General features: G+C 64.9%; 11 protein-coding genes. 2 read left to right on the top strand and 9 right to left on the bottom strand.

From position 1 onward, the window contains the following. Positions 1 to 12: 12 nt before the first annotated feature. Entirely contained in the window at positions 13 to 2,523 is a 2,511-nt protein-coding gene (locus BBA01S_RS05635; RefSeq protein WP_245641430.1) for a response regulator, read from the bottom strand. A 447-nt stretch (positions 2,524 to 2,970) separates the two neighbouring features. On the opposite strand from BBA01S_RS05635, the gene BBA01S_RS05640 reads away from it, so the two are divergent. Together BBA01S_RS05640 and BBA01S_RS05645 are read left to right on the top strand one after the other, a co-directional pair. Then, positions 2,971 to 4,014 carry a LacI family DNA-binding transcriptional regulator gene (locus BBA01S_RS05640; protein WP_027815579.1) on the top strand — a complete coding sequence of 348 codons (1,044 nt, stop codon included), beginning with the start codon at positions 2,971 to 2,973 and terminating at the stop codon, positions 4,012 to 4,014. Positions 4,015 to 4,148: 134 nt separating this feature from the next. After that, the gene (locus BBA01S_RS05645) at positions 4,149 to 5,171 is read left to right on the top strand and encodes a hypothetical protein (RefSeq protein WP_027815580.1); all 1,023 of its coding nucleotides are present in this window, start codon (positions 4,149 to 4,151) and stop codon (positions 5,169 to 5,171) included. Positions 5,172 to 5,511: 340 nt separating this feature from the next. On the opposite strand, the gene BBA01S_RS05650 is transcribed toward BBA01S_RS05645, so the two are convergent. The 8 genes from BBA01S_RS05650 to BBA01S_RS05685 all read right to left on the bottom strand — a co-directional run bounded on the left by BBA01S_RS05650 (position 5,512) and on the right by BBA01S_RS05685 (position 14,894). Further along, positions 5,512 to 6,534 carry an Ldh family oxidoreductase gene (locus tag BBA01S_RS05650; protein WP_027815581.1) on the bottom strand — a complete coding sequence of 341 codons (1,023 nt, stop codon included), beginning with the start codon at positions 6,532 to 6,534 and terminating at the stop codon, positions 5,512 to 5,514. After that, entirely contained in the window at positions 6,527 to 8,119 is a 1,593-nt protein-coding gene (locus BBA01S_RS05655) for an aldehyde dehydrogenase (NADP(+)) (RefSeq protein ID WP_027815582.1), read from the bottom strand. Before BBA01S_RS05655 ends, BBA01S_RS05650 begins: the two co-directional genes overlap by 8 nt. An 81-nt stretch (positions 8,120 to 8,200) precedes the next feature. Beyond that, entirely contained in the window at positions 8,201 to 9,838 is a 1,638-nt protein-coding gene (locus BBA01S_RS05660; RefSeq protein WP_027815583.1) for an APC family permease, read from the bottom strand. A gap of 479 nt (positions 9,839 to 10,317) precedes the next feature. Then, a complete protein-coding gene (locus BBA01S_RS05665; protein WP_027815584.1) occupies positions 10,318 to 11,094 on the bottom strand; it encodes an AraC family transcriptional regulator in 777 nt (258 codons plus the stop codon). 108 nt (positions 11,095 to 11,202) lie between these two features. Next, complete coding sequence (locus BBA01S_RS05670) at positions 11,203 to 12,471, bottom strand: FAD-dependent oxidoreductase (RefSeq protein WP_027815585.1); 1,269 nt, start codon at positions 12,469 to 12,471, stop codon at positions 11,203 to 11,205. Beyond that, a complete protein-coding gene (locus BBA01S_RS05675; protein ID WP_027815586.1) occupies positions 12,468 to 12,734 on the bottom strand; it encodes a (2Fe-2S)-binding protein in 267 nt (88 codons plus the stop codon). The genes BBA01S_RS05670 and BBA01S_RS05675 overlap by 4 nt, the downstream gene beginning before the upstream one ends. Then, positions 12,727 to 13,908 (bottom strand): NAD(P)/FAD-dependent oxidoreductase, encoded by a 1,182-nt coding sequence (locus tag BBA01S_RS05680; protein ID WP_042296052.1) that lies wholly within the window; start codon positions 13,906 to 13,908, stop codon positions 12,727 to 12,729. The genes BBA01S_RS05675 and BBA01S_RS05680 overlap by 8 nt, the downstream gene beginning before the upstream one ends. Beyond that, entirely contained in the window at positions 13,890 to 14,894 is a 1,005-nt protein-coding gene (locus BBA01S_RS05685) for a 4-hydroxyproline epimerase (RefSeq protein ID WP_027815588.1), read from the bottom strand. The genes BBA01S_RS05680 and BBA01S_RS05685 overlap by 19 nt, the downstream gene beginning before the upstream one ends. Positions 14,895 to 14,921: the final 27 nt, after the last annotated feature.

Genomic DNA, 14,921 nt, shown 5'->3' on the forward strand with positions numbered 1-14,921 from the left:
ATCAGCAGGTAATCAGCGCATCAACTGCGGCCGCAGCGCCGCGACCGAGGCGAAGTACCCTTCAAGCGCCTCAGCAGAGCGCGCGCCGAGCGCGCCTAGGCGCTCGACCCACTCCGGCTCCAGCGGCCAGCGCCCCTCGACCATCGGCGGATAGATGCGCCGCCCGTACGTATGCAGCGCCTTCGCACCAATATTGCCGCTCACGCCCAGCAGCCGGTGCAGCGCCTCGTGCGTGGCCTCGATGTCCTGCAAGCGCGCGCCGTTCGCGATTTCGCCCATGAGTGCGCGCAGTTGCGCAATGCCGTCCAGGAAGGTCTGGTCGAGCATATCGAGCCCAACCAGTTCGTCCAGATGGCGCTCGTCGAGCAGCGCGTTTTCGTCGGCTGGCTGGCCGTCGCCAGTGGCTGCATCGTCGGCGTTCGCCGTGCGATGCGTGGGCGTGTGCACGCGCGCGAGGTGCGTCATCAACGAGGCGTAGAGCGTGGCGGCCTGTACCGGCTTCACGAGCACGTCGTTCATGCCCACCGCGATGCATTCGCGCACCGCTTCCATGTCCGATTGCGAGGTGAGCGCGATGATCGGCGTCAGCGCATAGCGGTCGCCGCGCGCGCGGATCGACGCCGTCGCTTCGACGCCGCCCATGCCCGGCATGTTCATGTCGATCACGATGGCGTCGATCGCCATGTCCGATTGCACGCAGGCCAGCACCGCATGGCCGTGGCCCGCTTCCATCACGCGCGCGCCGCCGCGTTCGAGCACCGCCTTCGCGACCTGGCGGCTGAAGACGTCGTCGTCGGCGACGAGGATGGCCTTGCCCAGCAGCCCGTCGAAGCCGCCGTAGGCGCGGCGGCGCTTGCCGCTCGCGAACAGCGTTTCCAGCGCGACGATGAGCCCCATCGCCCCGCCCGACTTGCCGATCACGATGTCCATGCCCGCACGCCGCGCGCGCACCTGGGCGACGTTGCCTTCTTCCACCGTATAGCCCGCGATGGGCACGCCCTGGTTCGGATGCGCGTGATTCGCGCGGATCTTTTCGGCGACTGCGTAGCCGTCGAGCACCGGCATGTTCACGTCGAGCAGCACGAGATCCGAAGGCTCGGCCTCGCTGTCGCCCAGCATCGCGAGCGCGGTCTGGCCGTTGCCAGCCTCGCTCACCACTGCGCCCAGGCCCGCGAGCACGCGCCGCGTGCGGGTGCGGTGATGCTCGTCGTCGTCGACGATCAGGATGCGCTTGCCCGCGAACACCGGCATTGCACGGTCGAGAATCTCGCGCTCGTATTCGGCGACTTCGCGCTCGGGCACGGCCGGAAAGCGCAGCGTGAATTCGGTGAACTGGCCCGGCTCCGAACGGCATTCGATGCTGCCGCCGAACGCCTCCATCGCGCGCTGGCAATACGCGAGGCCAAGCCCCGTCGCCCCCGTGCTGCCTGCCGTGCGAAACGGGTTGAACAGATGCGGCAGCACTTCGGGCGGCACGCCCGCGCCGGTATCGCGCACGCTCACCGCGTGGCGCTCGATCGTCAGCGTGAGCGTGGCCGACGGATACGCGGCCATGTGATGCAACGCGTTCTTGATGAGATTGAACAGCGTGAAGAGATAAACGGTTTCATCGACGCGGAACGTGAAGTCCTCGCGCACGATCAGGCGAGCCTTGCTGCGCTCGGTGTCGTCGGCGAAACCGTACTCGTCCAGCGCCTTGCGCGTGGTGGCGGCTGCACCCAGATACGCGAGGCGTTCGGGACGGATCGCCTTGGAGCCCACTTCGTCGAGCGTCATGGCGATCACGCGCAGACCGCGTTCGATCGACAGCTTGCCCTGCGCGAGATGGCGATGGAGCGACGCCGCGTCTTCAGCCGACAGCATCGTCGAACGGTGCGCGGCGCTGGTGGAAGGCAACGCGGCCTCGATGCCTTCGAATACCTGCTTCAACTGGCTCAGCGGGTTGCGCATCTCGTGGACGATCGAACTCGCGAGCGCCTGCAAGGCGCGGTTCTTCTCGACGAAGATGTGCCCCTTGCTGACCGCGTAGCTGAAGGCCATGCTGCACAGCACGACCACGGGCAGCAGCGCCAGGTCGGCTTGCGAGGCGGCGGAGAGCACGACCGGCGACGGCGCGGACAGCACCGCCGCCGCCGAGGCCGTGGCCACGCCAATGCCCAGGCAGGCGAGCAGCAGCAGCGGGCTGTCGATGCACAGCGCGAGGATGAAGATCATCATCACTTCGGTCATCATCCACATCGTGGAGAAGCCGTTTCTGATCGTGATGAAGGTGCAGACGAACGGCAAGACGTAGATCAGGCACGCGTGCCAGTAAATCAGCAGGTAGCGATTGAAGCGTTGCGGCCAGCGCGCCTGAAAAATCAATGGGATGCAAACGAGCGCTGCGCTCAGGCGCAGGAACAGATTGTCGTAAGGCTGGGGCAGCACATAAGTCCACACGACAAAATAGATGGGGTGGCACAGGAGGCCGAGAAGCCCTCCCCACCGGATCGCCAGACGGCTACGCTCCAGTATTTCCCCCATGCGCTCGCGCGACATCACACTCAGCCCTCCAAGGCTCTTTTGTACGGTTCTATCAGTTCAGGATTACGGTCGTGCGCCGCCACCGGCCGGGTCGGCGCGCCGCCCTTGCGGCGGCAGCCATCGCACGGCGGGCGCGGCCTGGACGCTAACCCACGGTCAAGACCAGCCCGGGCTCGGGCGAAACCCTCAATATATAGCGTCTGGGCTCTCTAAGCGAGTTCTGCCGCACGGTTCAAGGGAATGGCACCATCGAACTGTGGCAGTGGCGTGACTAGGTTGAAGGGTTGCACCCGGACGCGGGTATTCCCACGCCGCTTCAAGCCCGCCGGGTTGCACTTTTTTCACGCTATGAAATAAGACGCGCTGCACGGACAGTCATGGATCGATGCGCTTGAGCGCGCCGGGCTATCATCGTGCGATCAATAAAACATCCGTTCAGGACAGGCCGTGGCCCACCGCTTTCTGATCAAGGAGATCGCCCTCCAGGCAGGCGTGGGCATCGCGACCGTCGATCGCGTCATCAACGATCGGGGCAACGTGCGCGTGCAAACGCGCATGCGCGTCGAGCAGGCCATCAAAGAACTCGAACAGCAGGAGCGCTATTCGGGCACGACGGGCCGCAAGCTCATCGTCGACGTCGTCGTGGAAGCGCCCCGTCGCTTTGCCGATGAAATCCGCGCGGCGCTCGAAGCCGAATTGCCCACGCTTGCACCCGCCCTGTTCCGCCCGCGCTTCCTGCTGCAGGAAACCATGACCACGCAGGACGTCGTCGCCACGCTGCGCGCGATTGCCCAACGCGGCAGTCACGGCGTCTTGCTCAAGGCGCGCGACGTCCCCGAGATTGTCGATGCCATCGGCGAACTCAAACGCAGCGGCATTCCCGTCGTGACGATCTTTACCGACATCCCGCTCTCAGGAAGAATCGCGTATGCGGGGCTGGACAACCGCGTCGCCGGTGCAACGGCGGCCTACCTGCTCACGCATTGGCTCGGCGGCCAGCCAGGCCATGCGCTGATCACCATGAGCGACGAACGGTTTCGCGGCGAGGAGGAGCGCGAAATCAGCTTTCGACGGGCGCTGCGATCGCGCTATCCGCAGCTCGAATTAATCGATGCGAGTGGCGGCCATGGCCTCGATACGGCCACGGAAAAGCTCGTGAAGCGCGCGCTCGACGCGCACGCCGAAGTCCTCGCGGTGTATTCGATGGGCGGCGGCAACCTCGCCATCCTGCGCGCACTCGAAGCGCAGGGAAAGATGCCCAGGGTCTATATCGGGCACGACCTGGATCGCGACAATTTCGAGTTGCTGCGCGCGGGCAAGATCCATGCAGTCCTGTATCACGACCTTCGGCAGGACATGCGCGCCGCTTGCCAGCACATCATGCACTTCCACAGGATGCTGCCGGAGTCGGCCATCTCGCCGTCATCGTCGGTTGTCGTGGTCACGCCGGAGAATATTCCGGATCACGTGGCGACGCGATTCCGGCAATAAGCCGACGCGCTGTGTAAAGCTGCGCGCCATGGCGTTGCGCAAGATTCGGTAAGACACGCACACGGGAACTGAGAGGCCGCTGAAAACCTCGCGACGTAGAATCGCTGGGGTCGTGTCAGGCTCCTCTCTATCCAATGACCGCCCTATTCTTTCAGCGCTTTCTGCGCTCGCACACGCGTGACTCGCTGCACGGCGGCATGTTGTTACTCGCGACCGCGCTGATGTGCTGCGCAATGTCGTCCGCACGCGCGGACTGCCGCCCGACCGGCGCGCCTGGCGCCGTTCAACTGTCGCTCGCGCCAGCGCATATCGTCGTGCCGAAGAATGCCGCCGACGGTAGCGTGCTCGGCAACACCCATGCGGGATGGGTACAGGACATTCCTTTTACCTGCTCGGGGCCGGGCAATACGCGTGAACTGCGCGTGGATGCGCCGCCTGCCGTCGATGCATCGGGCGCGCGTCTGCACGACGTCTATGCGACCGGCGTTGCGGGATTGGGCATGCGCATCGTCACGCGCGGCGGCAGTTTCGCCGGTATCGACGATGGCCCGCGCAATGCCGCCTATCGCGTCCCGTTGCCGCCGCACGCGGATCGGCTGACGGGATTCGCGATTGACGTGCAGTTCGTCAAGACCGGCCCCGTCACAGATGGCGAGCTGGCACCGGGAAAAATCGCGGACGTGATGGTCGGCGGCACGACGCTCGTCGATATCGGCGTGCCAGCGGACGGCATTGTGGTCGCCACGGCCCAATGCGCGCCGGTCAACGTGAGCGGCGAGGTATCGACGGGGATCGGCACGATGGGGGCGTTCTCGCAGGAAGCCGTCGTGATCGGCACAGGCTGCGGCAATGCGGGGGTCAGCGTCGCGCTTGGCGTCGAACAGGGTTATGTATATGGCGCGCATCGCGCGCTGAATGTCGATGTGCCCGCCGCGAAGCCGCGTAGCGCGGCGGCCTCGGCTTCGGCGGATTTTGGCGCGGTGATTAACGCTCGTCCGGGTGTATCGCGAACGCGCAATACGGCTCTCGCGGGCAACTCACAGAGCGATTTCGGCGCTACCGGCAATGACGTCACAACCGGCAGCGCGTGGGCGACAGGCGGTAACGCGTCAGGCGGCCAGGGCGGCTTCGGTAGTTTCGGCGGCGCAAGACGCTGAGCGTGTTGCCTCGATACCGAAAGCGAAAGCGAAATGCAATGCATCTGGGCGATGATCGTCTTGATCCTGCCGCAGCCAGCCAGTCTGCCAGGGATCAGACCGCACAATAAAAGGTGCCAGCCGAAGCTGACACAAGCCGTTCGTTGCCGGGGAAGCAAACGCGGCGGGGAAATCAGAATACCAAATTAACTGATCGGTACAAATATGGGCGAAGTGTAAGCGCAAGCATTATGGAAATCTATATCGCCCTATATTTCTGTTGTTTTATACGTCGAACAAGCGTGCGCTTGCTTTAATCCGCATAAATCATCAGATGATTTACCCCCCCGCTATTGCTGCCTTAGTCAAAGAGTTTCATGACGTCGTTATAAAGCTTTCGAGGCACGCGCACGCCATCGCGTTCGCTGCGCTCGCGCGCTTCGAAACGGCGTTGCGATGGCAGCCTCGCGCCTTGATCGACAATCGCTTCGAAAAGCCGCTCGGCACGCGCCTGCCCCACTTCTTCTTCCGCGCCTGAAAACCGCGTGGGATCTATCGCGATCACGAGTTCGCCATGGCATGGACTCGCCCCTGCGCCATCGTCGAAGGCCTGCGACTCCATACTGGTGAGGTCGCCGATCAACGCGCCTGCCAGCAATTCCACCATCGCCGCGAGTGCGGATCCCTTGTGGCCGCCGAACGTCTGCATCGCGCCTTCGAGCGCGGCGCGCGCGTCGGTGGTCGGCTGGCCGTCGCGGTCGATGGCCCAGTGCGGGGGAATGGGCTTGCCGTCGCGCGCGTGCAGTTCAATATCGCCGCGCGCGATGGCGCTGGTCGCGAAGTCGAAAACGAAGGGATGCCCTTTCGCACGCGGCCACGCGAACGCAATCGGATTGGTGCCGAACACGCCGCGCGTGCCGCCAGCGGGCGCGACCCAGCTATGACTGGGATTCATCGCGAGGCCAACCAGGCCAAGCGCGGCAATCGCTTCGACCTCGGGCCAGAGCGCCGAGAAATGGAAACAGCGATTGATCGCCATGGCAGCGATCCCTTGTGCGCGGGCTTTTTCGGCCAGCACGGGGAGCCCGGTCTCGAATGCCAGCAATGAGAAGCCGTAATGCGCATCCACGGCGAGCACGCCCGGCGCGACGTCGCGCAGCATCGGCTGCGCATGCGGATCGACCTTGCCCGACCGAACCGAGCGCACACAGCCGGGCAGCCGATACAGGCCATGCGAGTGGCACTCGTCGCGCTGCCCCTGGGTGATGACGCGCGCAATGGCATCGGCGTGCGCCGCCGACACGCCGTGATGCACGAGCACCTTGCGGGCCAGCGCGAAGAGTTCGGCCAGCGACAGCGCGACGTCATCGTCCCGCTCAGCCATGCTGCTTGTCCTCGTGACGGATCACACCGTCCACGCGTCGCGCAAGTTGCGCGGGATTGTCGTGACGCAACGCGAGCGGCAGCAGAGCGTCCGGCCAGTCCTGATACGAAACAGGCCGCAGGAAGCGCTCGATTGCGCGGCTGCCCACCGACGTCGTGCGCGCGTCGGACGTCGCCGGGAACGGGCCGCCGTGCACCATGGCATGACCGACTTCCACGCCCGTGCCGAAGCCATTGGCCAGCACACGGCCGGCCTTGCGTTCGAGCGTCGGCAGCAGTGTGCGCGAAGCGTCGTGATCGGCGGCTTCCAGATGCACGGAGACGGTCAACTGGCCTTCGATCGACTTCAGGACTTCATGCAGTTCGTTCAGGTCAGCGCAGCGCACGATCAGCGAAGCAGGCCCGAACACTTCATCGCGCAATGCAGGATTGGCCAGGAAGGTTTGCGCGCCCGTCGCAAAGAGCGCGGCTTGCGCGTCGTATGCACCGCCCTGCGCACCGCTCCCGATCCGTTCGACCTGCGGCGCGTGAGCGAGACGCTCCACGCCTGCGCAGAAGTTTGAGTGAATGCCCGGCGTGAGCATGGTCTGCGCGGCCGCGTCGCTCAGCGCAGCGCTTGCCGCGCTCTCGAATGCACGCAGGTGCTCGCCGTCCACGGCCAGCACGAGGCCAGGATTAGTGCAGAACTGGCCCGCGCCCAGCGTCAGCGCAGCCGCGAATTGCCGCGCGATCTGCTCGCCGCGCGCAGCCAATGCGTGCGGCAACAACACGACCGGATTAATCGCGCTCATTTCCGCATAGACGGGAATCGGCTCCTCACGCGCGTTCGCAATCTTCATGAGCGCGACGCCCGCCGCACGCGAGCCCGTAAAGCCCACCGCCTTGATGCGCCCATCGGCAACCAGCGCGCGGCCAATCTCGATGCCGCTATCGAACAGCAGCGAGAATACGCCTTCAGGCAGGCCACATTGCGCAACGGCGCGTTGAATCGCACGCCCGACGAGTTCGGACGTGCCCGGATGGGCGCTATGCGCCTTCACGACGACGGGGCAGCCCGCCGCAAGCGCCGAAGCCGTATCGCCGCCCGCCACCGAAAATGCCAGCGGAAAATTGGACGCGCCAAACACCGCCACCGGGCCCAGTGCGATATTGCGCAGGCGCAGATCCACGCGCGGCATGGGCTTGCGCTCCGGCTGCGCCGGATCGATGCGCGCATCGACGTAATCGCCCTGGCGCAGCACCGCCGCGAACAGCTTGAGCTGGCCGATCGTGCGGCCGCGCTCGCCTTCGAGACGCGCGCGCGGCAAGCCGGTTTCGGTCATGCAACGCTCGATCAGTTCGTCGCCGATCGATTCGATCTGTTGTCCTATCGTTTCCAGGAATACGGCGCGGGCTTCGAGCGAGGTTTCGCGAAAGATGTCGAACGCCGCTTCGGCGAGCGCGCATGCGCGCTCCAGGTCATCGGCGCTTGCGCCGCCAAATGCGGGTTCGAGCGCCTCGCCCGTGCGCGCATTCACGCCATGGAATGCGCCGTTGGCGCCGTTCACGCTTGCTGCGCCGATCAAGGACTGGCCGGTCAGGGTCATAGTGTTTCCTGCAGAAAAACAACCGGGCCGGCGTGGCCCGGTTCGATCAATGATTGAAGTGCAACGCGGTGACGCACAGCGTTACTGGTCGTCCTCATCGAGGCGCAGCTTGCTGGCCGGCACGCCCGTATTGGCGCCCCAGTAATAGATACCGAGACTCGCGAGCGCCACCACGACGGTGTCGTACGGATGCACGAGGTTGCCCACGCCGCCGAAGCTGCCTTGCCACGACAGCACGATCATCAAGGCATAAAACGCGATCAGCCAGAGCGACGAACGCACCTGTTCGGCCAGGCTCAAGTCGCGCGTGGGCACGAAACGGCCCGCTGCCAGGTAGACCACGAACATGACGATCTGCAGGCCCAGCAGCCACGACACCGTGCTCCAGCCCGACCAGTAAACGATCAGTGCAGCGATTACGAACGACACCGGCCCGACGATGCTAAAGCGACCCACGCGGAACGGGCGCGGCATATCCGGCGCATTGCGACGCAATGCGGCGACCGAAATCGGCGCGACCGCGTAGCTCAGCACCAGCGCCGCCGACACCACGTTGATGAGCGCTTCCCACGAAGGAAACGGCATCGTCCAGAACACCGACAGCGCGAACGTGAGCCACAAGGCCGGACGCGGAATGCCCGAAGCGGCATCGACACGCGTAAACACGCTAAAGAACGTGCCCGTTTTCGCCCACGCATAGACCACGCGCGGCGTCGCGTTCATATAGATGTTGCCGCAACCGCTCGGCGAAATCGCGGCGTCAGCCACGACCATGTAGGCCAGCCAGCCCACGCCGAGCGCCAGCGCGATGTCGCGGTACGGCAGGGAAAACGCCTTGCTCACGCTGTCCCAGCCGCTCTTGAGCACATCGGTCGGAATGCTGCCGATAAACGCCAGTTGCAGCAGCACATAAATCAGCGTGGACAGCAGCACCGAAAGAATCAGCGCAATGGGAATCGTGCGTTGCGGATTACGCACCTCGCTGGCCACCGAGATAATCGGCGTGAGGCCCAGGTACGCGAAGATAATGCCGCCCGCCGACACCGCCATTTCGATACCCGACATGCCATAGGGCGCAAAACCATGCACGCTCAGATTGGCGGGCTTGAAAAACGTGAACAGCACACCAATCACCGAAAGCGGCACGATGAACTTGAAGATGCTGATGAGGTTGTTCGCGCGCGCGAAGGTCTTCACGCTCGAATAGTTGAGCCGGAAAAACAGGCCCAAAAGCGCGAGTTGAACGAACCAGCCGATAGTCGTGGGATTGCCCGAACCCGGTTGGCTCAGCATCGGGAACCACGCGGCCGCATATTGGCGTGCGGCGACCACTTCAATGGCAATCAGGCTTGAAAACGCAATCAGCGTGACAAAGCCCATCAAGTAGCCCAGCAACGGCCCATGCGAAAACACGGGATAACGCACCACGCCGCCCGCACGCGGCAAGGCCGCGCCCAGTTCACAATAGACGATGCCGAGCAGCAAGACCGCGAAGCCGCCAATCAACCAGGAAACAATGCCCGCGGGGCCGGCGATGGCGGAAACATGGCTTGCGGCAAACAGCCAGCCCGAGCCGAAAATCGCGCCAAGGCCGATGAACGTGAGATCGGTAAGCGACAGTTGTTTTTTAAAGCGGCCTTCGCCCGCTTGTTCGCTGGTTACGCCAGACGTGCTGCCGCCAACCGGCAGCGGGCGATGTAAATTGCCTTGACTGGACATCGTCGAGTCTCCTGATCCAGTAATGAGCGTTTCGCGTTTGCATTGCCATGCAGGAGCGAAAACGTGAATGTGGGCGTGTGGTAGCTGACGTGTGGCTGCGCAAGCAGCGCATTGAATACCCGTGCCCGGCCATTGCGGACAAGCGGCAAGCGCAGCTTGCCCTGGGATCTTCACGTGTGGGGGCGCTACATCTGCGTCGTGCGGATAGCGGGAAGCGTCCCGCCCGAGCGGATAGCGTTACGGCTCACAGTGCCAATCTCCTTCGTTAAATGCATCGCGCCGTGTCGGCGTCGATGTGAAGAAGTATCGCTATCCAGATTGTTTGAGGCTTGAGGGCTTTCGTGCCCCAGCGTGACGAAATCGGCACAATTATCGTCACGGGCACGCGCGAACCGATCACTTGCATAAGCGCTATCGGGGACAACACTTAGAAATTGAGCGCGCGTGATTCGCAGAGCCGTCGTCTGCTTTTTTATATTTTATTGCTCGGACGACGTCGCTTGAGGATGCAGCAGCGCACGATATTGACTCGGCGTGAGGCCCACAGTCGCCTTGAATTGCCGCGTGAATGCACTGTGATCGTTGTATCCGCAACGTGTCGCGATCTCGGTGATGCTCGAATCGCTTGCAAGCAGTTCCGACGCAGCGTCAAGCCGCGTTTTCAGCAGCATCTGGCGCGGCGTGAGGTGAAATACCTTATGGAAATAACGCTCGATCTGCGCCACCGACATGTCGATGAGCGTGGCCAGGTTCGACAGCTTCAGCGGCTGCGCGTAGTTGTCCTGGATATATTTCGCGGCGATGGCAAGACGCTGGTACGCGGGATGGGTGCCCTCCGCGGCCTGGAGGTCGCGCGAAATGCCCGCCACGCCCAGCACGCGCCCTTGTGCGTCGTGCAGCGGCACCTTGGAGGTGAGGCACCAGCCGGGCTGGCGCCCCGGATAAAGATGCAGTTCGAGCTGGTCGATCAAGCGGCTGTTGTCGCGCACCACCGCTTCGTCCTGCTCGGTATAAATGCGGCCAAAACGCGAGGGAAACGCTTCTGCCGCCGTCTTGCCCAGCAGTGCGCGGCGATCCTTGTAGCCGCAGCGCGCGGCCAGCGTCGTGTTGACGATCACATAGCGCGCCTCATGGTCTTTCACGAAGAAGACCACATCCGGCATGGCGTCGAACAGCGGTTCGAGCAGCGAGAAGTGCGCCACCATCTGCGGCAGCGTCGTGTTTTCGATGGCGGCGGGCAGGAGCAGGTCGGGCATCGCAATGCGTGGCAAGTCAGGATCGCCACAATTATGCCTTTGCCGCCGCCGCTTGCACACCTGCAAAGAAATGCGGGCGGCGCTGGCGCGCCGCCCGTCTCACGCCTTTCAAACTGGCGTCTGCGCCTCCATCAGCGTGCCGATACGTGCAGGCGAGAACGGCGGGCGCTGCCCGTTACGCGCCCAGCCCAGGCAAAATGCCGCCGCCTCGCCGCAGATCTTGCCCTGGCATGGCCCCATGCCGCAGCGCGTGTGGAGCTTCGCGTCGCGCCACGTGCGATGCTGCGCGGCCTGCTCGAAACGCACGTCCTCGCAGCGGCACAGAATCGTTTCGGGAGTCGCCAGGCCACGCAATTGCGGCGCAAGCGCGAACGCCGCATGCAGGCGCGCAGCAAAGCGCCGATAACGCTCGCGCTCCGCGAAGAGCGCCTGTGCCTGCGCCCGGTCGCCCAACGCCGCCCAGGCGGCGATGCGCCCTTCCACGGCGGACAGTTCCATGCCGCCGACTCCGGTGCATTCGCCCGCGGCATAGATATCGGTTTGCGAGCTTGCCTGCCACTCGTCGACGACGATGGCATTCACGCCATTCGATTCGTCGACACGGCATCCCAGCGCCGCGCCCACCGACGTATTCGGCACGAGGCCGAACGCGCAGGCCAGACGATCGCAGTCGATGCGCGTGTGTTTATCGCCTTGACGCACCATCACGTGTGACAGCTTCGCGTCGCCTTCTGCGGCGCTCACATGGGCGCCGCAGAGATAAGGCGTCGCACGCAGGTCGAAGCGCATGCGTACGGCCTGCATCAGCTTCGCAGGCGTATGCACGAGCGACGCCGCGAACTGGCGTACTGCATGGGCAGGCGCCTGCTCGACAATCGCCGCCACGTGCGCGCCCTGCTCGCGCGCCGTCACGGCCGCCGCCCACAAGAGCGGCCCCGAACCGGCGATCACAATGCGCTCGCCGCGCACCGGCATGCCGCCCTTCACGAGCGCCTGCAAACCACCCGCTCCGGTCACGCCTGGCAACGTCCATCCCGGATACGGCAGGAAGCGTTCACGCGCGCCGGTCGCGACAATGAGCTTGCCATAGCCGATGGTAAAGCCGCGCGTGGCGTCTTCCACAAGCAACTGCCCGGCACCCAGCGCCTGCACCACGCGCGTGCCGCTCAGGTACGTGACGTTCGCGGCGCGCCGCATCGCGTCGATGGCTTCCTGCGCGCGGCCCCTGGCACGATGCTGCGGCCCTTGCCGCCAGATCTGCCCGCCTGGCAAGGCGTTGTCGTCGACAATGCCGACCATCGCACCCGCCTGTGCGGCCACACCCGCAGCACGCAAACCTGCCGGCCCCGCGCCAATAATCAGGATATCGAAATTCATGCTGCTTTCCCTGCTGTCCTGATGTTCATGCCTTGCGTGCAAAGCGTCTGGCAAGCGAGCCGATGGCGCACGCCGTCGATCGTCACGCGGCACTCCTGGCACACGCCCATGCCGCACAGCGGCCCGCGTTGCGCGCCGCTCACGGATTCGCGCGTCACCACGCCCGCCGTGCCCGTCGCCCGCGCAATGGCGGCGACGACCGAACTGCCGGGCGCAACCTGCACGCTGCGGCCGTCCACGTCGAGGGTCAACATCTCAGGCATGGCGTGCCTCCATCTTTTCGAAGCGCGCCGGCTGGTACGGCGCCGGGTCGATCGGCAACACAACGCCGGCGTCGAGCATCTGCGCGGCGATCAGCTTGCCGGTGGCGAGCGCCGTCGTCACGCCCAGGCCTTCATGCCCGGTCGCGAGCCATGTCGAAGGGTGGAAACGATCGTCCGCGAATGGCGCTGCAGAGCCAATCAGCGGCAGGCCATCGCTCGTCGCGGGGCGGAATCCCGTCCAGGCGCGGATCGCGTTGAGCGTCGGCAGTTCCGGCAGATATTCGGCGGCGCGGCGCAGCATGCGCGCGAGAATCTCCGGTTCAATCGCAGCATCGAGACTGTCGAACTGACGCGACGAGCCGATCAGGATCTGCCCCGTCGGGCGCGGCTGGACGTTGAACGCCACCGACGTCCCGCTCGCGTTGTGCGCGCTCTTGATATAACCGAGTTCCAGAATCTGATGCCTGATCGTGCCCGGATAGCGGTCGGTAATGATCAGGTGTCCTTTTTTTGCCTGCATCGGCAGGCTGGGCAGGAAATCGGCGGCTTGCAGGCCGTTCGCCAGCAGCACCGCACCCGCCGCAAGCGCTTCGCCGTCGGCCAGCACCACGCCCTGGCGATCCACGCGCGCAACCTGCGTGTCGAGCCTGCACGTCACGCGCCCCTTGACCGGCTGCGCGAGCAGCCACGCCGCTGCGGCAGGCGCATAGACCACTGCGTCGTCGGGGAGCATCATGCCGCCGCGCAGGCCCTCGCGCAGCGCGGGTTCGGCTTCGCGCACCTGCCGCTCGTCGAGCAGCGTGCACGCCACGCCCACGCTCGCCAGCGCCTGCTGGCGCGTGCGCGCAAGATCGTATTCCTCGTCGTCCACGGCCACCCAGAGCGTGCCGCAGCGTACAAACGCTTCGCGCGCGCTTAAACGCGGCGCAAGATCGAGCCACAGATCGCGCGACCACGACGACAGCGCGAACTCGGCGGGCGTATCGTCCATCAGCACGAGATGGCCCATGCCCGCTGCCGTCACGCCGCCGCCCACGCCCGCGCGGTCGAGCACGAGCACGTCCGCGCCCAGCTTCGCCAGTTCGTGCGCGCAGGCGGCGCCGACGATCCCCGCGCCCACCACGATCACATCGGGACTCGAATGCAACGGCTTGCTCACGCGCGAATGCCCCATGCGAACGGATCGTCGGCGGCGAAGATCAGCTTCGATTCCGCGCTCACGTGCGCACGGCCGCGAATGCTCGGGCGCACGTAGTGGCGGCCCGATCCGCTCGCGTCTTCGTGCGGCTCGTTGTGCGGCTCGTTATGCGGCTCGTTGTGCGGCTCGTAACTCGCTTCGAACACGCTGCCGATGATGCTTTCCTGGCGCCACGTCGCGGACGGCGCGAGATGACCGTCTGCTGCGAGACAGGCGATCTTCGCGCTCGTACCGGTGCCGCACGGCGAACGGTCGTAGGCCTTGCCGGGGCACAGCACGAAATTGCGGCTGTCGAGCCCAGGCGTGGTGGAATCCGCGAACAGTTCGATGTGATCGATCTGCGCGCCGCCTTCGCCCGTGATGTCATTGGCTTCGAGCGCGGCGCGAATCTGCCACGACGCGTCCGTGAGCGCTTCGACATTGGCGAATTCGAGCCTCTGGCCGTGATCCGCCACGAGGAAGAACCAGTTACCGCCCCAGGCGATATCGCCATGCACGCGGCCAAGGCCCGGCACATCGAGCGGCACTTCCGTGCGATAGCGATACGCGGGCACGTTATGCACGCTCACGCTGCCGTCGTCGTGCAGTTCGGCGGCGACCACGCCCACGGGCGTTTCGATGCGATGCACACCCGGCGCGATGCGGCCCATATGCGCGAGCGACACGATCAAGCCGATCGTGCCATGTCCGCACATGCCGAGAAAACCCACGTTATTGAAGAAGATTACGCCCGCCGAACAGGTCGGATCGTGCGGCTCGCAGAGCAGCGCACCGACCATCACGTCCGAGCCGCGCGGTTCGTTGACCACGCCGGCACGCACGTGATCGAAGTCGCGGCGGAAGATTTCGAGCCGCTCGGCGAGCGGGCCGCGGCCCAGATCGGGGCCGCCTTCGACGACGAGCCGCGTGGGCTCGCCGCCGGTATGGGAGTCGATGACGGTAATGGTATTCATGTCGACAATCGTAGGCATCGCCCGCGTGGCCGTCTT

It is taken from the genome of Paraburkholderia bannensis NBRC 103871 (genome assembly GCF_000685015.1).
Lineage (GTDB): Bacteria > Pseudomonadota > Gammaproteobacteria > Burkholderiales > Burkholderiaceae > Paraburkholderia > Paraburkholderia bannensis.